Origin of the sequence: Hyphococcus sp., from assembly GCF_965228385.1 — a bacterium.
GTDB lineage: Bacteria > Pseudomonadota > Alphaproteobacteria > Caulobacterales > Parvularculaceae > Hyphococcus.
The window spans coordinates 3,299,962-3,320,098 of sequence record NZ_OZ245810.1 but is presented as its reverse complement, the minus strand read 5'-3'; the positions used below and the strand labels follow the sequence as shown (position 1 = coordinate 3,320,098).

Below are 20,137 nucleotides of genomic sequence, written 5' to 3'. Positions count from 1 at the left end.
CTGAAGTCTATATAAACTGTTCAATCGTCATTCCGCAATGAGCAAAGCAATTTCACTATGAATTCGGCTGCGCCTTTCTCTTCAATCGGCGTGATCGGCGGCGGCGCCTGGGGCACCGCGCTGGCGGCCCTGACCGCGGCAAACGGCGTTCCCACGACAATATGGGCGCGCGAAGACGCGGTCATACAAAGCATTAACGACGAACATGAGAACACAAGTTACCTGCCGGGCGTTCCGCTGCCGCCCGCGCTGAAAGCCGCGCAATCACTGGGTAGGGCTGCGGAAAATGAAGCCCTACTCTTTGTGGTGCCCGCCCAGTTCGCGCGCGTGGCTTACGGCGAATTGCGCAAATGCGCCAACGGGCGGGCCCTACCGGTAGCGCTTTGTTCAAAAGGCATTGAAAAAGATTCCGGCCTGTTGATGACCGAGGTCATATCGGCGGTATGGCCGGAAGCGCAGCCGGCCGTTTTGTCGGGCCCGAGTTTCGCGCGCGACGTCGCTTGCGGATTGCCAACGGCCGTCACGCTCGCTTGCGCCGATGAAGACACGGGCGCCAAATGGCTGGCCACGATCGGGTCGGCGCATTTCCGCCCCTATCTCAGCAATGACCTGACCGGCGCGGAACTGGGGGGGGCGGTGAAAAACGTTCTCGCCATCGCCGCCGGCGTGGTCGCGGGGCGCGGCCTTGGCGAAAGCGCGCGCGCCGCCCTGATCGCGCGCGGTTTTGCCGAATTTCAGCGCCTTGGCGTTGCGCTGGGCGCAAAGCGCGAGACCATGGCTGGACTTTCAGGGCTCGGCGACCTGATCCTGACCGCCTCCTCGCCGCAGTCACGCAATATGTCGCTCGGCATAGAGCTCGGTAAAGGCCGGTCGTTGCAGGACGTCCTCGGCGCGCGCAACACGGTGAGCGAAGGGGTCGCCACCGCCGACGCCGTTAATGCGCTGGCGCAAAAGACAGGCGTGGACGCCCCGATTTGCGCCGCAGTTTCCGAGCTGGTGAACGGGCGCAAAACAGTCGATCAGATCATCGCCGCGCTGCTGGCGCGGCCTTTCAAATCGGAAGCGTAACGATGCCTCAATTTGCTTTAATATGCCGCGACAAGCCGGGCGGTCTGCCATTGCGCCAGCAGACCCGTGAGCGCCACCTCTATTATATCAAGGAGAACAGCGCGGCTGTGCTGCTGGCCGGGCCGCTGCTCAATGAAAAAGGCGAGCCGATCGGCAGCCTTCTGGTGATCGAGGCCGAAGACGCCGCAAAAGCGAAAGACTTTGCAAAAAGCGATCCTTACGCCGTTGCGGGGCTCTTTGAAGATGTTGAAATCAGACCATACCAGGTCGTCACCGGCGCGCTGGCGCCCAAGCCCGCCTAGCCCCGGCGCTTGTAGGCCCGGCAGCTCGCTTCATAGGGACGTGCGGAAAGCCGTGCGTTCCACCCGGCTGTCCAGGCGTCGCCGCCGTCAACACCGCCGCGCGCGCGGCATTGCTGGAAACCGGTGCGGTATTCCGGCGAGACCACATCGACCTTGCCGGCAAGCTGGAAGGCGGCGTCATAGCACTCGCAAATCAGGTCCTGACCGGAGATCGAGGTCAATGTCGGCGTCATGTCGCTTCCGGAATAAGTCGTATTTGCGCTGGCGTTTGACCGTGGATCGTCCGTTCGGCCGAAATTCGTGTTCATCACCGCAAAAAGCGCGACGCCCAGCACCGCCAGCGCCAGAACGCCCCCGAAAATGGCTTCAATACTCCGCATGACAGATCCCCTCGTCTCATCTCCCCGGCCCGCAGCACGCGCCGGGGCCATGGGGATCATAGCCCGAAGCCGGCGCTTCACAAAGCGCTATTGCGTCAAACGGGGCGCTATTGCGTCAAACGGGCGCCGGAGCGCTAGAATTTGACCGAAAAACTGACGGCGCCGAACTGCTGCGCGCCTTTCTGGGTGGCAAATTCCTTCGTCCGGAAGACATTCGTGTAGGCGAGCTGAAACCGGCGCACCTGTAAAACGATCCCCGCCTGAAAATCTCCGACAAACACATTGCTGTCCACGGACGGATCGCCGTCCCGGAACAGGCTGCCGTCCAGAAAGATATTATGAGCGACGGCGCGGCCTTCCGCGCCTGCGAACACATACCAGCTGAACCGGTCCTGGGGCGAGAAATAGCCGCCGCCGGCCAGCGACGGACGCACGCGGGGCGGGCCGTAATCATTGTTGAGATTGGCGCCGACGCGCAGCACCAGCCCGGTGCGCGCATGCGTGTTCACATTGCCGACAGAGCCGCCATAGCTTGGCGTGATATCGAAACCAAGTTCGTGATCGCCGCCGCGCGCCAGCGCGCGCAGCTTGCGTTCATAGGAAAGGACAAATCCCGGCTCATCGCCGATCTGGTTGTCCCAGCCGTTCACCGGATCGCCGCCGATTATGTCATGCCAGTTGTTCTGTACGAACTCGCCGCCGGCGCTGGGACCGACAATGCCGCCCTGCAAGGTGAACTGGTCGATGATATTTTCCTGCTCCACGACAACGGAATACTCACCGTAAAGCCAGCCGGCGTAAGGGTGCTGGTCCGGCAGGGGCGCGCTCGCCGCCGTGTCCTGAGGCGTGAAAATCGAATGACCGACAGCAAAGCCGCGCCTGACGCCCGCTCTTTCATCCGCGCCCAGAATATTATCCGCCACCCAGCGCGTCACGCCGTTCGGCTGTTTGAAACCGGAAATATAGGAAAGGCGCAAACCGTTGGTGTAATTCCGGTCGGTGTTGGCGAAATAATCGTTTTCCCAGACGAATGTGAACGTGCCGCTTTCATCATATGAGGACAAAAACGCGTCTTCGGGTTCGTCTATTGGCGCTGTTTCCTGAGACTGCGCCGGCGCCGCCGTCAATCCTGCGGCGGCCATGACGCTTAAACAAAAACGGATCAATTCGCCGCCTCAATTCCCTTGAGAATGAGCGCTTCGGCCTCATCCTTGTCGCGCCAGCCAACGACTTTCACCCATTTATCGGGCTCAAGATCCTTATAATGGCCGAAAAAGTGACTGATCCGTTCGATCAGGATGTCTGGCAGGTCCGTATAAGAGTCGATTTTCGAGTAATACCGCGTGAGGCGCGCGCTTGGCACGGCAAGGATTTTCTCGTCGAGCCCGGCCTCGTCCTCCATCAGCAGAACGCCGACAGGCCGCGCGCCGACAACGGCGCCGGGCACCAGCGGGCGGTTGCCATAGACCATGACGTCCACCGGATCGCCGTCATCGGCGAGCGTCTGCGGAATGAAGCCGTAATTACAAGGGTATCGCGTCGCCGTGTAAAGAAAGCGATCGACGAACATGGCCCCGGACGGCTTGTCGATTTCATATTTTATCGGCTCGCCGCCCAGGGGGACCTCGATCACGACATTAACGTCCTTGGGCGGATTAACGCCGGCCGGAATTTTAGAAAGATCCATAACATTACTCTATTTGAGACTGCGCTCTAAAACAAAAATTCACGGCCTTCACGTTACGTTCTGGTTACGTCGCGCCAGCAATTTCAGACGCAAAGCGTTCAGGCGAATAAATCCTTCCGCGTCTTTCTGGTCATAGACCATGTCCTCTTCGAACGTCACATGCGCTTCTGAATAGAGGGTGTTGGGCGAGGACCGGCCGACGATATTGGCGGAGCCTTTATAGAGTTTCACCCGGACCGTTCCCGATACATGCTCCTGGCTTTTGTCGATCGCCGCCTGCAGCATCTCGCGCTCGGGCGCGAACCAGAAGCCGTTGTAGATCAGCTCCGCATAGCGCGGCATCAATTCGTCTTTCAGATGCGCCGCGCCGCGGTCCAGCGTAATCTGCTCGATGCCGCGATGCGCGATCAGCAAAATCGCGCCGCCCGGCGTTTCATATACGCCGCGCGACTTCATGCCGACAAAGCGATTTTCCACAAGATCCAGCCGGCCGACGCCGTGTTTGCGGCCATAATCGTTGAGTTTGGTCAGCAAAGCCGCCGGGGACAGGGTTTCGCCGTTGATGGAGATCGCGTCGCCGCGCTCAAAACCGATTTCGATTGTCTCCGGCGCATCGGGCGCGTCTTCCGGATCGACCGTACGCTGATAAACATAGTCTGGCGCCGCTTCGGCCGGATCTTCCAGGACCTTGCCCTCGGAAGATGTGTGCAGGAGATTGGCGTCAACGGAGAACGGCGCCTCGCCGCGCTTGTCTTTGGGAATTTCGATCTGGTGCTGCTCGGCGAAATTGATGAGCTTCTCGCGCGAGTTCAAATCCCACTCCCGCCACGGCGCGATGACCCGGATATCAGGGTTCAGCGCATAGGCGTTCAACTCGAAGCGCACCTGATCGTTACCCTTGCCGGTGGCGCCGTGCGCGACGGCGTCGGCGCCGGTTTCGGCGGCGATTTCGACCAGCCGTTTGGCGATCAGCGGGCGCGCAATCGAAGTGCCGAGCAGATACAATCCCTCATAGACGGCGTTGGCGCGAAACATCGGGAACACGAAATCGCGAACGAATTCCTCGCGCAGGTCTTCGATGTAGATTTCTTTCACGCCCGCGCGCTCAGCCTTGCGCCGCGCCGGCTCCAGTTCATCGCCCTGACCGAGATCGGCGGTGAAGGTGACAACCTCGCAATTATATTCCGTCTGAAGCCATTTCAGAATGACGGACGTATCAAGGCCGCCGGAATAGGCGAGCACCACTTTGTTGACTGTTTTGTTGACTGTCTTGTCGGCGGGCATATCCGAAATCCTTACGTTGCGCCGCAGCATATACCGCGCCGTGGCGGGTAAGGCCACCCGCTGGTTTTCGGAACGCCGCCGGTTCTTCCGTGTTGAATGAGGCAAGCACCGGCGGCGCCAGCCGCGCAGAATTATCGAAAGGAAACGTCAGATGCGAGACCCTTTGGAAACAGGCGACATGGTGGAATGGGATTGGGGCGAAGGCTCGGCTAAGGGAAAAATCACCGCCATTCATACCGACGACATCACCAAGACCATCAAGGGAACGGAGATCAAGCGCGAGGCGACGGCGGGCTGTCCGGCTTATACCATTGAACAAAGCGACGGCGGCGAGGTGCTGAAATCGCGCAGCGAAGTGCGCCCCGTTTAATTGATGTTCCGGGGGATTCCTGATTCACATTGTGGAGATTTAACAATGACGAAAGATCACGGCCCGACGATCAAGGACGACGAAACTTACGAAGAATTGCGAAAAGACGGCGCCAGCAAGGAGAAAGCGGCGCGCATCGCCAATGCAAAAGCGAATGACAAGCAGCATCCCTCAAAAAAGGGCGGCAAGGCATCGCCCTATGAAGACTGGACGAAAGATGAGCTTGAGGACCGCGCCGCTGAAATCGGCATCGACGGCCGCTCGGATATGAACAAGGACGAATTAATAAAAGCCCTTCGCAATCACTGAGGCGGTTTGATCGGGCGTGTTCACGCCTTGCGCCCTTCGAGGCAGCTGGTCTGGCGTGGGGCGCTACCAACTGCCTCGCAGGAACGGGAATTTTGAACCTCAGGCTGAAGGTTCAGCCCCTACTTTCCACCATTATCCGCGGACGTAGATTTTGCGGCCATTGTCATAGCGGAAAGACATCCGCATCCGGCGATCATAGCGCAGCGGCGGCCGGGCGCGATTGCGGCCCCGGGCGTATCCGCTTGTGCGATAATCGGCGCGGCGCAGTTCACGCCGGTCCGGCTGATAATAAAATGCGCTGATCGGGCAGATTGTCACGGCTTCATCGCGCCGGTTTTCGCGCCGGTCGAAACGGTCCTCTCTCCGGTCGCGGCGCCCATAGTTGTAGCGCGCGTCGCGGCGGTCCTCGAACCGGTCCAAGCGATCCTCCACGAGGTCGGGACAGGCCCGTGGGTTGAGCTTCCATTCTCCGGCAAACGCCTGCGCGCTCATCAGGGCAAAGCCTGCGCCGATGAAACTGACGGCTGTTTTCGTAAACATATGCAACTCCATTTTATCAGAGAGCGACAACCCCCGGCCATTCGCCTCTCGCAGACGTCAAACGCAGCGGCGCGCCGTTTTCCGTCTTGCGGGCTGAGGGTCTTTTCGCGGTCATTTCATGGCGGGATTGCGGCGCGCAACCCGTCTTTATTACCGGCGCATGGATCACAAAGCGTTATCCGCCGACGATTTCTCCGCCATTGGGGTGCAGCACCTGTCCGGTCATATAGGAGCTGTCATCGCAGGCGAGAAACAAGTGACAGGACGCCACTTCATTGGGTTCCCCGGCGCGGCCGAGCGGCTGGTCTTCACCGAAATTCTCGACCTTTTCCGCATCGAAACTGGCCGGGATCAGCGGCGTCCAGATCGGCCCCGGCGCGACGCCGTTAACGCGTATGTTTTTTGGCGCGCAATATTGCGCCATTGATCTGGTGAACGATGTAATCGCGCCGCGCGTGGCGCTGTAATCAATCAAGTGCTTGCTGCCGCGATAGGCCGTAATCGATGTGGTGTTGACGATAGCGGCGCCTTCGCCCAGATGCTCCATCGCGGCTTGCGTCATATAAAAATAGCCGAACACATTCGTCTCGAAAGTCCGTATAAGCTGTTCCGGCGAGATCGATTGAAAATCATCCGTAGGGTGCTGTTCGGCTGCGTTGTTAACGAGAACGTCGATCCGCCCGAACGCCTTCATGGTTTCGGTGATCGCATTCCTGCAAAAATCGGGATCGGCAATGTCGCCGCGCAACAGCAAGGCTTCACGTTCCTCACCCCTGACGAGCATGCGCGTCTTCGCCGCGTCTTCGTCTTCCTCCAGATAAACGATCGCAACATCAGCGCCCTCCCGGGCAAACAGAACGGCGCAGGCGCGGCCGATGCCGCTGTCCCCGCCCGTGATGACGGCGACTTTGCCTTGCAGCTTTCCCGCCCCCTCAAACCGGGGTTCATAGTCCGGGCGGGGGCGCATTTTGTCTTCCCGGCCGGGTTGCGAGGCTTGTTCTTGCGCAGGCTTGTCATTGGTCATGGGCGATCTCCGGGAAGCACCTGCGCAAAACAGTCTGCCATCATAAACGTTCCGTTCATGCAGCCCGGCCGGCGGCATGCGCGCGGAGCCGCCCTGCGCCGCCCAGAGCCGCTCTGCGCAGCGACGAGGCGTTATGTTTTCACGCTGAACGCCCCGCTATTCAGCCCGCGCTGTCTGGCGCAGCCCCTGCTACTGCGGTAGCATAAAGACTGTCAGTTTTAGAGAAGGGGATAGCCAAAATGCGTATTTTACGGGGAGCACCCGCCGCTTTCGCCGTTGCGATGGTCAGCCTTGCGCCGGCCGGCGCCGAACAGTCCACACACGCCAACATTAACACGGTGGAGATCGGCGATTTCATCGGTACCGTGATAATCGAAACCGCGAGGCGCAGCGATGTCCGCCTCGACAACCGGTCCGGCGCGCTCGCCGATTATCCCGTCAGGATCAGCGCCGAAAACGGCGTCTTGACGATCCGCAGCGACGAGGATCCGGATGATACGCGCTGGTGGGACGACGTGAACTGGCGTCGCTACGAAGGCAAAGCCTTTGAAGAATTTCTGAAAGACTATCCGACGCTGACGCTGACCATTCCCGCCGGCGCCGCGCTCGCCTTCGACAGCGCCGTCGTGCGCCTGGACGCCGGCGACACGAACGGCGCCCTGTCTGTGCGCGAAGGCCATGTGGACGGGGTGATCGGCGATATCGCCAGCGGGGATATCAAAATCCACGGCTCTGGCGATTTAAAAACCGGCGCGGTCGCAGGCCCCTTGAATATTTCCATTTACGGCTCAGGCGACTTTGAAGCGCTCGCCGCAGCCTCGCTCAACACCAGCATTAATGGCTCCGGCGACATCAAGATCGGCGCGATCGGCGGCGATGTCGAGGCCGGCATTCACGGCTCGGGCGATATCCTGCTCGGCGATATCGACGGCGCCATGATCGCCAGCATTAAGGGGTCAGGCGATATTCACGCCGACCGGGTGAGCGGCGGCGCCGCCGTTTCCATTTACGGTTCCGGCGATATTGCGGTCGCCAGCGTCAACGGCGAGACAACGGCGAGAATTCACGGCTCCGGCGATATCGACATCCGCGACGGGCGCGCTGAGAATTTGCGCGTGGCCATACACGGATCAGGCGGTTTTGATTTCGGCGGCCTCGCCACCAATCCCGACATTGAGGCTGACAGCTCCGGCGATGTTCGCATCCGGCGCCATGAAGGCAGCGTGCGCGCACGCGGCGACGGCGACATCCGCATCAGCGGCATTCAGTATGGCGACGATTAAGCCGCGCACACGAGGCTCAAAAGAGCAATGAAAAGGCCAGCCCTGAACGGCTGGCCTTTTTCGTGGGAACCATTCTTATTCCGCGCCGGCGAACAACGCCATGGCGGCGGCGGTCATCGCCTCAACGCCCGCCTTGATCGACGGCTCCGGCTCGATCTTGAAAAATGGGGAGTGATGGGACGGCGCGTCCGCCACCTCGTCCGCCGGCGTGCCGCCGACATTGAAATAGACGCCTTTGACGCCTGTATCGGGCGTTACGAAGTAGGCGAAGTCTTCCGCGCCCATGCCCTCGCGCGGTTTGTCGATCAAGACGCCTTCACCCATCTGCGCCGCGATGGCTTCCCGCACGAATTGCGCCGTCTCGCGGTCGTTGATTGTCGGCGGCGTCGTTTCGGTTGGCGACCGGACCACTTCCGGCATCAGGTCTTCCGGCACGCCCAGCGAGATCGCAACGCCTTCCGTCACGCGGTCAATGGCGTCGAGAAGCTGTTCACGGACTTCAAAATCATTCGAGCGCACCGTTAACTGCATCTCGACCCTGTCGCCGATGATGTTGTGCTTCGTTCCGCCGTGGATCGCGCCCACCGTGATAACGCCGGCGTCCTGCGGATTGATCGTGCGTGAGACAACCGACTGCAGCGACACAACGATCTGGGACGCGACGAGCACCGGATCAACGCCCTTATGCGGCGAGGCGCCGTGCGCGCCGACGCCATGAACGATAATATCCACGCTGTCGGCGCTTGAGGCGCGGATGCCGAGCGGCACTTCAATGCGGCCCGACGGCGTTTGCGCGGAAACATGCAGCGCCATGGCGTAATCGGGCTTCGGGAAGCGTTCGTAAAGGCCGTCCTGGAGCATGTCGCGGGCGCCGGAAATGCGCTCCTCGGCCGGCTGGCCGATCAGCACCAGCGTGCCGGACCATGCGTCCTTGCGCTCGGCCATCTGGCGCGCCGTTCCCACGAGCGCCGTGATATGAACATCATGGCCGCAGGCGTGCATCACCGGCTTGACCTCGCCGTCAATATCTTCCTGCGTCGCCGTAGACTGATAGGACAGGCCTGAATTTTCCTTGATTGGCAAACCGTCCATATCGGCGCGGATCATCACCGTGGGCCCCTCGCCGTTCTCCATCACCGCAACGACCCCTGTGCCGCCAACGCCTTCGGTAACGTCATAGCCGAACGCGCGGATTTCCTCCGCCAGCCGTTCGGCGGTCTTGAACTCGCGATGAGAGAGCTCCGGGTTTTCATGAAAATGCGTGAACAGCGCTTCGAGATTTTGATCGTAGTCTGCGTCAATCGAGGCGCGCAGGTCCGATTGCGCGTGGGCGGGCAAGGTCAACAAAAGAGCGCTCGCGCCGAACAGCAGGGACGTCATAGGTTTCATCTGTTTCTCCCGTTTCGTGAAAGTTCTTGCTTTATGGGCAGGCCGGCACAAAATAAAAAGCAGTGCGAAGATCATTTTCGCTACGGCATACAGCCCTACAATTAAACGCGCTTTGAAACCGCTGACACGCCACTTTCTAAAATTATCCACCTTCGATCCCGTAGAAGGCTTTCGATAGTGCTCACTACAATTGAAGCCTAATGCTTATTTGACGAGAATCGAAACGGCAATTGGGGCGTGATTCTGCGATAAATGATTTTCAATCTGTCTTTCTTCAACAGTATCCACTGATATAGCCGCGACAATCGGAGTCTTCGGCAACAAAGCGGCGAATATTATTAACATTAAAGCCAGTATTATCGCTGTGACGCCGGCCTCTATTACGAAAACGTGCCGACTTGAGGCAGGGTACATTTGCGCAGGTCTTTCTGGAAATATTGACATTTTAACCTCCAAAATTGCCGCATTCAAATTATTAATTGATTTTTTTGCTAATTACAATATTTTTTTGCTATACGGCATTTTTATTGCAGATAGCTAGGTTTAACCATTAAATTCTGCAAAAATGAGAGGGATTTTGTCGCAATTTCGTAATTTTGGCTTTATTTTCCATCTAGAACCAATATATTTTTGCCCAGTTCGCAAAAATAACATTGAGAAGCACAACAAATCAGCTAGAAATGGGCGGTATGCTTTAAGGCATGCAATGATCGATATTTCTCTTATGTTTGAAAATCGGCGATAAAAGCCCGGTCAACCTGGGGGATCGGATAATGGCGAAAATGACTGAAAAAGAGCTGATGGCGAAACTCGGCCTTACCGACGACGAAGTCGCTTCGCTCTTATGTAAACAACGTCAAACAATAAACGCAGGGCTTAACAGCGCACACAAGAATAAAGATAATAATGCTCGATATTTTTCAGACCCTGAACTGCTTGCACTGTTGATTTATTGCCGCCGGAAACACAATCCGAATTTGCCCTACTTAGAGAGTTATATTAGATCGACTCGCCAAACCGAGAACACTGTACTTTTCGATATTTTTGATTTGAAAGAATTTCCAATAGACAAAGATAGCAAAGAAATTTGGGCCATTCTTCCTGATTATCGAATTTTTGCACGTCATAATCCGTCCATGGCGAACCGGATCAGACAGTTAGCAAAAGACTATGACGTTGATTTCAAAATGATTACCTCAAGTGCAAATGAAAAAAATGCGTTTCTGGACCATCTTGGAATTTCTAATCCTGATAGCGAACAAGGCCGAAACCTTGTTTGCTGCGCTGCTCGCGCAAATGCGTTGCCGTATATGCTCATTATTAATCCAAAATCTGAAAACACGTTGATCGGTTTGGAATTTGGGGAAGATCAATTTATTCAAACCGATCCCATACGCGCAGCTGAAATGTTGCGCTGGCTCAAAGGCGATCCTGAGTTTGCAGCCGCATTTGCAGAATGGGAGGCGCCCCCCCAAGAACAGCTACAGGCCGGATAACAAAAATCAATAGAAGTTTTCTGGCTCCGGACAAAGTTGGGCTCCGGTAAATCGTCAGTCCATATTTTCGCGCGGATCTGCAGCAAATAATGTGATTTTTCGCTCTGCACATTCTGTAATTGTTTCGGCGCGATGGGCGATGACCCCAAAGCGCGCATCCATCACAATTCTCGATATTTTCGCATTTGCAGCTAAAGCGATGGTCTTGGGATGCAGTACAGGCGGATCAAAATCAGGATCCGCATAGTCAGGGCACAATTTTACAAGTACCCGCTCTGGCCCCCTAAAGCTGGCCGCCGCTACAATCTCTAATAGCTCGTCAGTACCACAATTTTCATGCTCATGGGAAAACACTGCATCCCCGTCATATACGATGGCTTGGCGCGCGCGCGCATCAACATTTCTGGCATTCAATTCATTCAGCGCGGTCGCCGCCAATGCATTGAGTTCTTCGATAACTGCTGTATCGATTGGCGAATTGGTCAAAAGCCCTTTGCCAACGCCAACTTCCGGTAGCTCCTTTATTACTGACACATATTGGATGTTTGCTTCGTCTAGCGCCGACTGCAGATTTTTTAATAAATTTTGATGCGGAGGCCGTTTCTTTGCAATGATACTTTTCCGGTTGTCGGTCAGGGATATCTGGTCCAACAATCTAAAATCACCGCCAAGAACAACGCGCCGAACCCCAAATTGTTTTAGATTCAACGTAATTTCTTCGGGATAGTCCAAAGACACATGAACACGCTTAATCGTCATATTAGTAGGGCGCTCACCCAAATCGAGCCCCATGTCTTCAAATACAACGGTTTCGGCAGCTACGACAGGACGTTTTAGCGAATCTAATCGAGAGAAACGATCATACAATTCCGCAGCATAAGCGCCTTTGCCTAAAATTAAGGCAAGCGACATATCGCCCCCGCAAAAATAAAAGAAATAATATATTGTAAAGAGTTCAAGCGATGTCAAATTTGTATTGAAATAAACTGTTCATCACCTCTTGAAACACATAAAAGTTTTGCTTTACAGCAAATGAATATATGTCGGCATTAGCTTTTTAGCGTTACAGCCTTCCAACAGCAAACAACCACTTATTAGTCGCAAAAATTTGCATTTATGCAGCGGCGAAGCTGACCATCCTGCGCCGCACCGGGCACCACAGGGCGAGGCGCGCACAAGTGAGGCTTTCGCGAATGGTCATCACCGGCAGCGACAACAGATCCTCGCTGGCGCGATAGCATTCCATCAGGCGGTAATTGGGGATGCGGCTCGCCAGATGATGGATGTGATGCAGGCCGATATTGCCGGTGAGCCAGCGCAAGGGCTGCGGCAGCTTGTAATGGGACGAGCCGAAGACCGCCGCTTCGGCGAAGTTCCATGCGGGCTTTTGCGCCCAGTAGGCGTCTTCATATTGATGCTGCACAAAAAACAGCCATGCGCCGACCCAGGCCGAGATCGTGACGACCGGCACGATCACCGCCGCCACGGGCAGGGCGCCGAAAATCAACGCCAGCGCGCCGTAAAAGACCACAAGGGCGACATTGAGCGCAGCGACGCTTTTCCAGATCTGCGATAATTTCATACCCTTATAGGTCTCGGCGAAGGGCATGGGACCGGCGAGAGGCAGGCGCTGCATCAGGAGAAAATAAACCGGCGCGCCGATGACGATCATCACCAGCGGGTGGCGATAGACTCTATACATGTTTCTTTTCGCTGGCGTGAGCGCGCGAAACTCCTCCACTGTCAGCGTATCGACGCCGCCGACGCCGCGCCGGTCGAGGTCGCCTGAACTGGCGTGATGGCGGTTATGGGCGTCTCGCCAGAAACCATAAGGCGTAAATGTCAGTATGCTGATGAAAAAGCCCAGTATCGTATTGGCGCGCTTTGACTCGAAGTAGCTGCCATGGCCGCAATCATGCTGAATCGTGAAAAGTTTCACGAGCACCAAGGCCGCGAAAGGGGCCAGCAGCGCCACGATAAGCCATGCGCCGCTGATCGCCGCGGTCAGCATGGCGGCGATGAGCGCGGCGTAAAGGCCAAGGCTCAGGGCCGCCTGCGCGATGCTGCGTTTCAGATCCGCGCCCTGAAACGCCTTGCAATGCTCAATGATGCGCCGGAGCATGACGGCGCGGGCGGTTTCATTTTGAAGCGCAATCTCATGGCGCGCGGCGACATTCGCCGTTTCGGCTGATAACAAACTGGACATGCGGGGGATTTTACTCGCTTTGGGCGGCGAAGACGTGAAAACGCGCCGCCGGTTTCCTTACTTGTTGTTAGGAACCGCTTAACGGGTTTTGTCCCGAAAGGCCAATCACGGGGCGTTTCGCGATGCTCATAATCCCGCGAGGAATGAAGAATCGGGCGATAATCTCCCGTTCAGACAATCTAGCGGGGCTGATCAATGGACTGGAACACGGCTTTTCTGATGATTAACGCGGCGGTGCTGCCTGCGTGGTTTCTGCTGATTTTCCTGCCGCGCAGCAAATTGACCGCCGCGGCCGTTCATTCCGCGTTTTATCCCGCGGTGATGGGCGCGATCTATGCGGGCGCGCTTGGCGCGGGTGTTTTCTTCGGCCAGTCGGCGCAAGGCGCGGGATTTTCTTCGATTGAGGCGGTGTCAGCGATCTTCGATCATCCGAACGGGGTCGTTATCGGCTGGACGCACTATCTCGCGTTCGACCTGTTTGTCGGCGCATGGATCGGGCGCGACGCCATCCGCCTCGCCATCCCGCATGCGGCGGTCATCCCCTGCCTTATCGGCGCTTTCATGTTCGGGCCCGTCGGGTTGCTTATGTATGTTTTGCTGCGCTTCATGCTGCGCAAAAAATGGTCGCTGCAAGCATAGCCGCCATTACGAGAGATACTTCTCGAACCAGCCAAGCGTGCGCTCCCAGGCAAGCCTGGCGGCGTCCTCGTCATAGCGGGGCGTGGTGTCGTTGTGGAAGCCGTGATTGGCGTCCTCGTAAAAATAAACCTCATAGGTTTTGCCGTGCTCTTTCAGCGCCGCCTCATAGGCTGGCCAGCCGGCGTTCACGCGCTCGTCGTTTTCCGCATAGTGCAGCATGAGGGGCGCCTTGATCTGCGGGACGTCTTCGGCGTCCGCCTGCCGCCCGTAAAACGGAACCGAACAGGCCATATCCTCATACGCAACCGCCAGCGCGTTGCAGACCCCGCCGCCATAGCAAAATCCCACCGCGCCGACTTTCCCGGTGCTGTGTTCGTGCCCGACAAGATGCTCGTAACCGGCGAAGAAATCCTCCAGCAGTTTTTCGCTGTCGAGGGAGCGCTGCATCTCCCGGCCTTCATCATCCGTACCCGGATACCCCCCGAGCGGCGTCAGCCCGTCGGGGCCCAGCGCCAGATAACCCGCTTTGGCGACGCGGCGCACCACATCCTGAATGTAGGGGTTCAGCCCCCGGTTTTCGTGCACCACCAGAACGGCGCCGAACGGCCCGTCGCCTGTTGGCCGGGCCATCAGCCCCCTGACGGTTCCGTGCCCGTCCGGCGATGCGTATTCGATCCATTCGCTCTCAATATCCGGATCGTCTGGCGCAACCTGCTCGGCCAGCGCGTAGTTGGGTTTCAGCGCATTGAAAACGGCGAGCGCGCCCGCCGCCCCGGCGGTGAACCGCGCAGCCTTCTCCAGAAACTCGCGCTTGGTCAGGGCCCCGTGCACATAGCCGTCAAAAAGATCGAGAATCTCGGGCGAAAAATCAGCGGCGGTCTTGCGTTTCATGGGGCGGGCTCCTGTTGATTTCCGCCATCAGGGTACGCGCCCGCCCGCTGCGCGTCCATTGCCGGAAAACCGGTCTTTTTCAGCCGCGTTCAGCGCCTGTCGCGCGAAATCGCCGCGAGCGGCAGGACCATACGGCAGGTGAGCCCCCCCGGCGCGTATTGCACGCTGATTTCGCCGCGCAATTGCGCTTTTATCGACTGCTCAATGATCTGCGAGCCAAAGCCGCTGATTTCGGGCTGCGTCACGTCAGGCCCGGCCTGCTCTTCCCAGACGAGTTCGATTGTTTCGGCTTGGCTTTCTTCCGCCAGGCGCCGCCAGCGCAAATTCACAAATCCCTCGCGATTGCTGAAGGCGCCGTATTTCAGCGCGTTCGTGGCAAGTTCATGGGCGACAAGATGCAGCGCCAGCGCCGCATCGTAATTCAGCCGGATGGTTTCACCGCTCCAGCGCAGACGGTCTTCCACCTGCTTGCCGAAAATGGCGCGCGCTTCGACAATAAACAGATCGGCGAGCGCTGCGCCTTCCCAGTCTCCCTCGGTCATTAGATCCAGACCGCGCGCGGCGGCGGCGATCCGGCTTTCAACGGATTCTATAAATTGCGCCGAATCCTTTGCGGACCGCCATGTCTGGCGGATAATTGCGGAAACCCTTGCGAGATTGTTTTTCGCCCTGTGCTGGACTTCACGCCCCAGCAGCTCGATCTGTTTCCGGCCCGATTCCAGTTCTTTCATCTGGTCACGGATCAGATACTGGCGGCGGCGCGAGGCCATGGCGTTTCGCAAGGAGCCGCGAAGCACTTCCGGCGTTGAGGGGCGATGCAGCAACATCACCTGGACGGTTTGCGCAGCAGCGGAAGAAAACGCCCCCCGCAAGGGGCTGGGCGCCTTGCCTGTATCGCGCGTCAGGATCAGCACCGGCAGCGCGCTCCACGCCGGTTGTCCTTTCGCCCAGCGCAACAGCATGTCGACAGTCTCAGGCCCCAGCGTCTCCTCCGTCATGATCAGGCAGCCGGCGCCGTCGCCAAGCGCCGCCTTGAGGGTGTCTTCGTTGACCGGCTTGGGCTGTTCGCCCTCCACAGCCACGAGACGGCTGAGCGCGGTTTCGTCTTCAGGCAGCGGCGTGAAAATCAGGACAGACTCATCGGCCGGCGCGCCGGGCGTTTTGTTCATCGCCTTCACCGGCGCCTAAACCGGCGCTCTGGAATTCATCAGATGAAGGTCGCGCAGCGCCTCAAAATCTTCATCCGGAATCGGCTGAATTTCGAACCGGCCCGGCTCCATGACAAGTTCGCGCATGCCGGTCAGATGCGGGCCCGTGCGTTTTTTCATCACGGCGACGGAACGGCGGATCGCGCTGCGCGCTTCATACTGGCGCAATAAAATCAGGCAATCGGAGAGGATGCTGATGTCGAGCGCATCGCCGATTTGCGACAGAAATCCCGGCTGTTCGGCTACAAGGACGGTAATGACCTGGCGCGTGCGCAAGGTGGCGATCAGCGTGTTGAGTTGCGCAAGGGCGTGATCTTTCAGCGCTGACGCCGTCAAATAGCCGTTGACGCTGTCGATGACGACAGTCCTTACGTTCTTGCGTTCAGCCGCATCCAGAACATTATGCACGAATTCGCCGGGCAGCACTTCGCCGGCGCGCATATCGACGGTCCGGAGCCGCCCGTCCGCGGCCGCCCCTGAAAGGTTCTGGCCAAGCGCGTCAGAGCGCTGAATAAACGTCTTGGGATGTTCTTCGAACAGGAAAGCGACGGCTTCCTCGCCGCGGTCGACGCCCGCTTTCAGCATTGTCCCGGCAAGCGTCGATTTGCCGGCGCCGGTCTGGCCGTAAATCATGACGGAGGTGCCCTGCGTGACGCCGCCGCAAGTCATTTCATCAAGCCCGGCGAGGCCGGTGCCGATCGTTTCCAAAATAGGCGGCTCTGCGTCGAGCTTGCTGGAAAGGCGCGGAAACACCCGCACGCCTTCTTTCGTGATCGTAAAATCATGCAGCCCTTCCGCATGGGCGACGCCGCGCAGCTTGTTGATCTCCAGGCGGCGCTGGGCGATGCCGTAACCGGGCAGCGCGCGCTGCAATGTGGCGACGCCGTGAACGAGGCCGGCGATCTGACTGTCGCCGCCGAATTCAGGCGTGCTGTCGAGAAACAGCGTCGTCGCGCCCTCAGCGATCAGCATATCCATCAGCTCACGGAACAACTGGCGATAGGCCAGGACGTCAGCCGAACGCAGGCGCAGATCGATCAGGCTGTCGATTACGACGCGCTGGGGCTTTACATCGGCAAGCCGCGCCTTGAGCTGATCGACGACCTGGCGGATTTCCAGCTCCGACGTGTTCAGAACCGATTGCCGCGCGGCGTAAGGCGCGTTCAACAGCGATTGCGCGTCCATGACATGTATGTTGCGAAGGTCCATGCCGTAGGATTCGGCGATGAGGCGCAACTCTTCCGCAGTTTGCGAGAGCGTGAAACAAAGACCCTTATCGCCGCTGGCCGCGCCCGCCGTCAGGAACTGCAGCGCCATGGTGGTTTTTCCGGTGCCCGGCTCGCCCCGGAACAGATAGACGCGGCCTTCAGGAAAGCCGCCCGCCATGAGCAAGTCCAGGCCATGGACGCCCGTTGATAATTGTTTCATCAGACCCCGATTTTCCGGAAAGTCGCCGCAGGCGGGCGGCTGAAATACGCAACAGGGTCAATCCGTATAGAAAGGAGGAGGCCAAAGTCTGTACGATACCGTACATTGAGTCAAGGTTCGTTTCCGCCGTCCTCGGGGAGCAGCGCTTCGTTCGCCTGGCGGACGAGATCATAACATTCGCAGCTCTCGGCGCGCAGGCCGGCATGGTCGGTGATCCGGATGTCGCCGCGCGCATACTCAATCAGCCCCGCCTCCTGCAACTCGGACGCCGCCTTCGTAACAGTGGCGCGCCGCAAGCCGAGAATTTCGCCCAGAAACTCATGCGTCAGATGCAAGGTTTCCTTATCGCTCCGGTCGTCCATGGAGAGCAGCCAGCGCGCGAGACGCTGTTTTGAATCATGCGCGCCGTTGCACGCCCCGGAAACCATGACCTGATAGAATACAGCCTGCACATTCGCATAGAGCGCGCGCTCGAATTCCGGGTGCGCCGCTTTCAACGACAGAAAGGAATCCGCCGTCATAGCGATACACGCGCCGCGAACCTGCACTTCGTTGGTCGTCAGACTATAAGGATTACCGAGGACAAGATTGACGCCGGTGCAGGCCTCGCGGCCGATATTGGCCATCTCGATCATCGAGCCGTCCGAATACATCTGGAGCGTGGAGATAACGGCGGTTTCCGGGAAATAGACGGTTGAAATGCGCTCGCCCGCGCGGCTCAGCATTTCCTCGCCCTCGAATTCAAGCCTGTCACAATATGATGCGCAGGCTTTGCGAACCCGCGCCGGGAGTTGATTCAAAATCCGGTTTTTCGTCTGCAGAGCCACAGGTCATTAACACGCGGGCGGCGGGATTGTTGCCTGCGATACGCAATTCACTCATGCAAGGGGCGCCTAAGCCTTGCATTCCGCCTTTTGAAAACGTCGCTTCACCGATTTGAGGACCGGTTTGCTTGAAGCCTTGACCCTTTTATTGATACGACCAGCGATTACCGCGAGTTGGCGCCGGTTGTGAAAAAATCTTGGCGACAAAGGCAAACTTATGCGCTTTCCATATCTCCGGGCGACAGCTCTCGCACTGTGTTCGCTGAACGGCGCCGCCAGCGCGCAGCCTGTTGCGCAGAATGCCGAAGCCTGGCGGGCCGACTTGGCCGCTATGACGAATTTCATAGAAGAAACGCACCCCGCTCCTTTTGCATTTACCGATGAAACCGAATGGCGCGAGGGCGTCGAGCAACTCAACGAGCGCATCCCGTCGATGTCCGACGCGGACATCATTCTTGGACTGGCGGAGACGGTCGATGCGCTCAACGACGGGCATACGCGGTTGACATTGCCCTATGCCGCCCCTGCGCTCGTCAACGCCAGAGGCCATTCGAGCGACGCCCCGCTGGCCGCCAAATATCTCTTCGCCCAATTGCCGGTCGGATTTGCGGCGCTTTCCGACTCGCTTGTCATCGCGACCGCGGCGCCGGAACATGAGGGGCTCCTCGGCGCGCAAGTCGATGCGATCGGCGGGAAAGACTGGCGCTCGCTGCTGAAAACGGCCGAACGATACGCCTACGGAGAAAATGAGGGTGCTGACAGGATGTTCGCCGCGGCGCGGCTGTCGCTCCTGCCGGTGCTTCGGGCCGGCGGCGTTGAGATTGAAGATGCTGCCGGCGCCGTCGCGTTATCCTTGACCATGCCGGATGGATCGAACCTGACGCAACGTGTGGAACTGATCAAGGAGGCCAGCGATGTCGAGCCCATGGCCTTTGCCGATACGCTCGCGAAACCGCCGCTTCGCATGAAAAATCCGGGCGACCGCCAATGGTATGAAACGGTCGGCCGCAAAGCCGTCTATTTACATGTGGATGAAATTGCATTTGATCCCGCCGATCCCATGATCGACGACGTGGAAGGCGCGGTCGAGGCCGCCGAAAAGGCGGACGTTCCGCTTATCCTGGACTTGCGCGACAATGGCGGCGGCAACGGATTTCACAACCGGACGCTGGTGACTGGCCTTTTGCGCAGCGATCACCTCACAGATTTCGGGAACCTTCGCGTATTGATTGGCCCACGAACCTTTTCAGCGGCGCAGTTCGTGGTCAATGAGCTTGAACGGTTCGCGCAACCAATTTTCATTGGTCTTCCCACCGGCGCGCATCCCAGCCATTACGGCGATTCCCGCAAACTGGCGCTGCCGAACAGCGGCATGACGTTGCGCGTTTCATCGATGGCGTGGTCAAACTGGAATGGCTGGTATGATCCGCGTTCGGCCACCGCTCCGCATTACCGCGCCGAAGCGACTCGCGAGGATTTTCTGGAAGGGCGGGACGCCGCGCTGGAAAAAGCGCTGTCGCTTCCGGCGAACATCGGCATTCTCGACCTTCTCGAACATCAGTTGCGCGAGGAGCGCGGCTATGAATCCTTTATCATCATTTTCAACGCCAATACGGCCTCGGGCAAATCGCGGCCCAGCGTTGAAGACTTTCTCGCGCTCGGCGAAACGTTTGAGAGTGAAGGCCGGGACGATCTCGCGGGGTTTCTCTATCGGCGCGCAGCGGCCTTTCACCCCGACCATGGAGCGCTTGCGGCGGCGGTGGCGCGAACCGAACCGCCCGCAGAGGAATGAGGCGGGCCTCAGCGTTT

General features: G+C 58.2%; 21 protein-coding genes. 8 read left to right on the top strand and 13 right to left on the bottom strand.

Features of this window, described 5'->3' with window-relative positions:
• Positions 1-57 precede the first annotated feature (57 nt).
• Both ACQK2Q_RS15535 and ACQK2Q_RS15530 read left to right on the top strand, forming a co-directional pair.
• Positions 58-1,068, top strand: coding sequence for an NAD(P)H-dependent glycerol-3-phosphate dehydrogenase (locus tag ACQK2Q_RS15535; protein WP_425410657.1), 1,011 nt, complete (start codon positions 58-60; stop codon positions 1,066-1,068).
• A gap of 2 nt (positions 1,069-1,070) precedes the next feature.
• On the top strand, positions 1,071-1,370 hold the full coding sequence (locus ACQK2Q_RS15530) for a YciI family protein (protein ID WP_425410656.1): 300 nt from the start codon (positions 1,071-1,073) through the stop codon (positions 1,368-1,370).
• Here ACQK2Q_RS15530 and ACQK2Q_RS15525 read toward each other — a convergent pair.
• The 4 genes from ACQK2Q_RS15525 to ACQK2Q_RS15510 form a co-directional block, all read right to left on the bottom strand.
• Positions 1,367-1,750 (bottom strand): hypothetical protein, encoded by a 384-nt coding sequence (locus tag ACQK2Q_RS15525; protein WP_425410655.1) that lies wholly within the window; start codon positions 1,748-1,750, stop codon positions 1,367-1,369. The two genes, ACQK2Q_RS15530 and ACQK2Q_RS15525, sit on opposite strands and share 4 nt — an antisense overlap.
• A 134-nt stretch (positions 1,751-1,884) precedes the next feature.
• Entirely contained in the window at positions 1,885-2,916 is a 1,032-nt protein-coding gene (locus ACQK2Q_RS15520; protein WP_425410654.1) for a lipid A deacylase LpxR family protein, read from the bottom strand.
• On the bottom strand, positions 2,913-3,437 hold the full coding sequence (gene ppa, locus ACQK2Q_RS15515) for an inorganic diphosphatase (protein WP_425410653.1): 525 nt from the start codon (positions 3,435-3,437) through the stop codon (positions 2,913-2,915). The genes ACQK2Q_RS15520 and ppa overlap by 4 nt, the downstream gene beginning before the upstream one ends.
• A 48-nt stretch (positions 3,438-3,485) precedes the next feature.
• Complete coding sequence (locus ACQK2Q_RS15510; RefSeq protein WP_425410652.1) at positions 3,486-4,721, bottom strand: argininosuccinate synthase; 1,236 nt, start codon at positions 4,719-4,721, stop codon at positions 3,486-3,488.
• 151 nt (positions 4,722-4,872) lie between these two features.
• Here ACQK2Q_RS15510 and ACQK2Q_RS15505 point away from each other — a divergent pair, with 151 nt between their 5' ends.
• Both ACQK2Q_RS15505 and ACQK2Q_RS15500 read left to right on the top strand, forming a co-directional pair.
• Positions 4,873-5,091: a DUF2945 domain-containing protein gene (locus tag ACQK2Q_RS15505; RefSeq protein WP_425410651.1), complete on the top strand. Its 219-nt coding sequence runs from the start codon at positions 4,873-4,875 to the stop codon at positions 5,089-5,091.
• A 45-nt stretch (positions 5,092-5,136) separates the two neighbouring features.
• Positions 5,137-5,400 carry a DUF7218 family protein gene (locus tag ACQK2Q_RS15500; protein WP_425410650.1) on the top strand — a complete coding sequence of 88 codons (264 nt, stop codon included), beginning with the start codon at positions 5,137-5,139 and terminating at the stop codon, positions 5,398-5,400.
• 132 nt (positions 5,401-5,532) lie between these two features.
• Here the strand turns inward: ACQK2Q_RS15500 and ACQK2Q_RS15495 are convergent, their stop codons facing one another.
• Together ACQK2Q_RS15495 and ACQK2Q_RS15490 are read right to left on the bottom strand one after the other, a co-directional pair.
• Positions 5,533-5,940 carry a hypothetical protein gene (locus tag ACQK2Q_RS15495; RefSeq protein ID WP_425410649.1) on the bottom strand — a complete coding sequence of 136 codons (408 nt, stop codon included), beginning with the start codon at positions 5,938-5,940 and terminating at the stop codon, positions 5,533-5,535.
• A 175-nt stretch (positions 5,941-6,115) separates the two neighbouring features.
• The gene (locus ACQK2Q_RS15490; protein WP_425410648.1) at positions 6,116-6,964 is read right to left on the bottom strand and encodes an SDR family oxidoreductase; all 849 of its coding nucleotides are present in this window, start codon (positions 6,962-6,964) and stop codon (positions 6,116-6,118) included.
• Positions 6,965-7,203: 239 nt separating this feature from the next.
• Between ACQK2Q_RS15490 and ACQK2Q_RS15485 the strand changes: the two genes are divergently transcribed.
• The gene (locus tag ACQK2Q_RS15485) at positions 7,204-8,247 is read left to right on the top strand and encodes a GIN domain-containing protein (protein WP_425410647.1); all 1,044 of its coding nucleotides are present in this window, start codon (positions 7,204-7,206) and stop codon (positions 8,245-8,247) included.
• 75 nt (positions 8,248-8,322) lie between these two features.
• Here the strand turns inward: ACQK2Q_RS15485 and ACQK2Q_RS15480 are convergent, their stop codons facing one another.
• Complete coding sequence (locus tag ACQK2Q_RS15480) at positions 8,323-9,636, bottom strand: amidohydrolase (RefSeq protein WP_425410646.1); 1,314 nt, start codon at positions 9,634-9,636, stop codon at positions 8,323-8,325.
• A 773-nt stretch (positions 9,637-10,409) separates the two neighbouring features.
• Here ACQK2Q_RS15480 and ACQK2Q_RS15475 point away from each other — a divergent pair.
• Complete coding sequence (locus ACQK2Q_RS15475) at positions 10,410-11,132, top strand: hypothetical protein (RefSeq protein ID WP_425410645.1); 723 nt, start codon at positions 10,410-10,412, stop codon at positions 11,130-11,132.
• A 54-nt stretch (positions 11,133-11,186) separates the two neighbouring features.
• Here the strand turns inward: ACQK2Q_RS15475 and lpxI are convergent, their stop codons facing one another.
• The gene (lpxI, locus tag ACQK2Q_RS15470) at positions 11,187-12,044 is read right to left on the bottom strand and encodes a UDP-2,3-diacylglucosamine diphosphatase LpxI domain-containing protein (RefSeq protein WP_425410644.1); all 858 of its coding nucleotides are present in this window, start codon (positions 12,042-12,044) and stop codon (positions 11,187-11,189) included.
• A gap of 202 nt (positions 12,045-12,246) precedes the next feature.
• Positions 12,247-13,338 carry a fatty acid desaturase gene (locus tag ACQK2Q_RS15465; RefSeq protein WP_425410643.1) on the bottom strand — a complete coding sequence of 364 codons (1,092 nt, stop codon included), beginning with the start codon at positions 13,336-13,338 and terminating at the stop codon, positions 12,247-12,249.
• 195 nt (positions 13,339-13,533) lie between these two features.
• On the opposite strand from ACQK2Q_RS15465, the gene ACQK2Q_RS15460 reads away from it, so the two are divergent.
• Complete coding sequence (locus tag ACQK2Q_RS15460; RefSeq protein WP_425410642.1) at positions 13,534-13,977, top strand: ABA4-like family protein; 444 nt, start codon at positions 13,534-13,536, stop codon at positions 13,975-13,977.
• 6 nt (positions 13,978-13,983) lie between these two features.
• On the opposite strand, the gene yghX is transcribed toward ACQK2Q_RS15460, so the two are convergent.
• The 4 genes from yghX to ACQK2Q_RS15440 all read right to left on the bottom strand — a co-directional run bounded on the left by yghX (position 13,984) and on the right by ACQK2Q_RS15440 (position 18,229).
• Positions 13,984-14,868: a YghX family hydrolase gene (gene yghX, locus ACQK2Q_RS15455; protein WP_425410641.1), complete on the bottom strand. Its 885-nt coding sequence runs from the start codon at positions 14,866-14,868 to the stop codon at positions 13,984-13,986.
• A gap of 89 nt (positions 14,869-14,957) precedes the next feature.
• On the bottom strand, positions 14,958-16,037 hold the full coding sequence (locus ACQK2Q_RS15450) for a sensor histidine kinase (RefSeq protein ID WP_425410640.1): 1,080 nt from the start codon (positions 16,035-16,037) through the stop codon (positions 14,958-14,960).
• A 15-nt stretch (positions 16,038-16,052) separates the two neighbouring features.
• On the bottom strand, positions 16,053-17,504 hold the full coding sequence (locus ACQK2Q_RS15445; RefSeq protein ID WP_425410639.1) for an ATPase domain-containing protein: 1,452 nt from the start codon (positions 17,502-17,504) through the stop codon (positions 16,053-16,055).
• Between the two features lie 110 nt (positions 17,505-17,614).
• On the bottom strand, positions 17,615-18,229 hold the full coding sequence (locus ACQK2Q_RS15440) for a Crp/Fnr family transcriptional regulator (protein ID WP_425410638.1): 615 nt from the start codon (positions 18,227-18,229) through the stop codon (positions 17,615-17,617).
• Between the two features lie 316 nt (positions 18,230-18,545).
• Here ACQK2Q_RS15440 and ACQK2Q_RS15435 point away from each other — a divergent pair, with 316 nt between their 5' ends.
• Complete coding sequence (locus ACQK2Q_RS15435) at positions 18,546-20,120, top strand: hypothetical protein (RefSeq protein WP_425410637.1); 1,575 nt, start codon at positions 18,546-18,548, stop codon at positions 20,118-20,120.
• Positions 20,121-20,137: the final 17 nt, after the last annotated feature.

Coding starts and splice junctions, on each gene's coding strand:
- ACQK2Q_RS15500 (WP_425410650.1), top strand. CDS start 5,137: ATGACGAAAGATCACGGCCCGACGATCAAGGACGACGAAACTTACGAA.
- ACQK2Q_RS15505 (WP_425410651.1), top strand. CDS start 4,873: ATGCGAGACCCTTTGGAAACAGGCGACATGGTGGAATGGGATTGGGGC.
- ACQK2Q_RS15440 (WP_425410638.1), bottom strand. CDS start 18,229: ATGCTGAGCCGCGCGGGCGAGCGCATTTCAACCGTCTATTTCCCGGAA.
- ACQK2Q_RS15480 (WP_425410646.1), bottom strand. CDS start 9,636: ATGAAACCTATGACGTCCCTGCTGTTCGGCGCGAGCGCTCTTTTGTTG.
- ACQK2Q_RS15460 (WP_425410642.1), top strand. CDS start 13,534: ATGGACTGGAACACGGCTTTTCTGATGATTAACGCGGCGGTGCTGCCT.
- ACQK2Q_RS15465 (WP_425410643.1), bottom strand. CDS start 13,338: ATGTCCAGTTTGTTATCAGCCGAAACGGCGAATGTCGCCGCGCGCCAT.
- ppa (WP_425410653.1), bottom strand. CDS start 3,437: ATGGATCTTTCTAAAATTCCGGCCGGCGTTAATCCGCCCAAGGACGTT.
- ACQK2Q_RS15525 (WP_425410655.1), bottom strand. CDS start 1,750: ATGCGGAGTATTGAAGCCATTTTCGGGGGCGTTCTGGCGCTGGCGGTG.
- ACQK2Q_RS15530 (WP_425410656.1), top strand. CDS start 1,071: ATGCCTCAATTTGCTTTAATATGCCGCGACAAGCCGGGCGGTCTGCCA.
- ACQK2Q_RS15475 (WP_425410645.1), top strand. CDS start 10,410: ATGGCGAAAATGACTGAAAAAGAGCTGATGGCGAAACTCGGCCTTACC.
- ACQK2Q_RS15450 (WP_425410640.1), bottom strand. CDS start 16,037: ATGAACAAAACGCCCGGCGCGCCGGCCGATGAGTCTGTCCTGATTTTC.
- ACQK2Q_RS15435 (WP_425410637.1), top strand. CDS start 18,546: ATGCGCTTTCCATATCTCCGGGCGACAGCTCTCGCACTGTGTTCGCTG.
- ACQK2Q_RS15495 (WP_425410649.1), bottom strand. CDS start 5,940: ATGTTTACGAAAACAGCCGTCAGTTTCATCGGCGCAGGCTTTGCCCTG.
- yghX (WP_425410641.1), bottom strand. CDS start 14,868: ATGAAACGCAAGACCGCCGCTGATTTTTCGCCCGAGATTCTCGATCTT.
- ACQK2Q_RS15490 (WP_425410648.1), bottom strand. CDS start 6,964: ATGACCAATGACAAGCCTGCGCAAGAACAAGCCTCGCAACCCGGCCGG.
- ACQK2Q_RS15510 (WP_425410652.1), bottom strand. CDS start 4,721: ATGCCCGCCGACAAGACAGTCAACAAAACAGTCAACAAAGTGGTGCTC.
- ACQK2Q_RS15445 (WP_425410639.1), bottom strand. CDS start 17,504: ATGAAACAATTATCAACGGGCGTCCATGGCCTGGACTTGCTCATGGCG.
- ACQK2Q_RS15535 (WP_425410657.1), top strand. CDS start 58: ATGAATTCGGCTGCGCCTTTCTCTTCAATCGGCGTGATCGGCGGCGGC.
- lpxI (WP_425410644.1), bottom strand. CDS start 12,044: ATGTCGCTTGCCTTAATTTTAGGCAAAGGCGCTTATGCTGCGGAATTG.
- ACQK2Q_RS15485 (WP_425410647.1), top strand. CDS start 7,204: ATGCGTATTTTACGGGGAGCACCCGCCGCTTTCGCCGTTGCGATGGTC.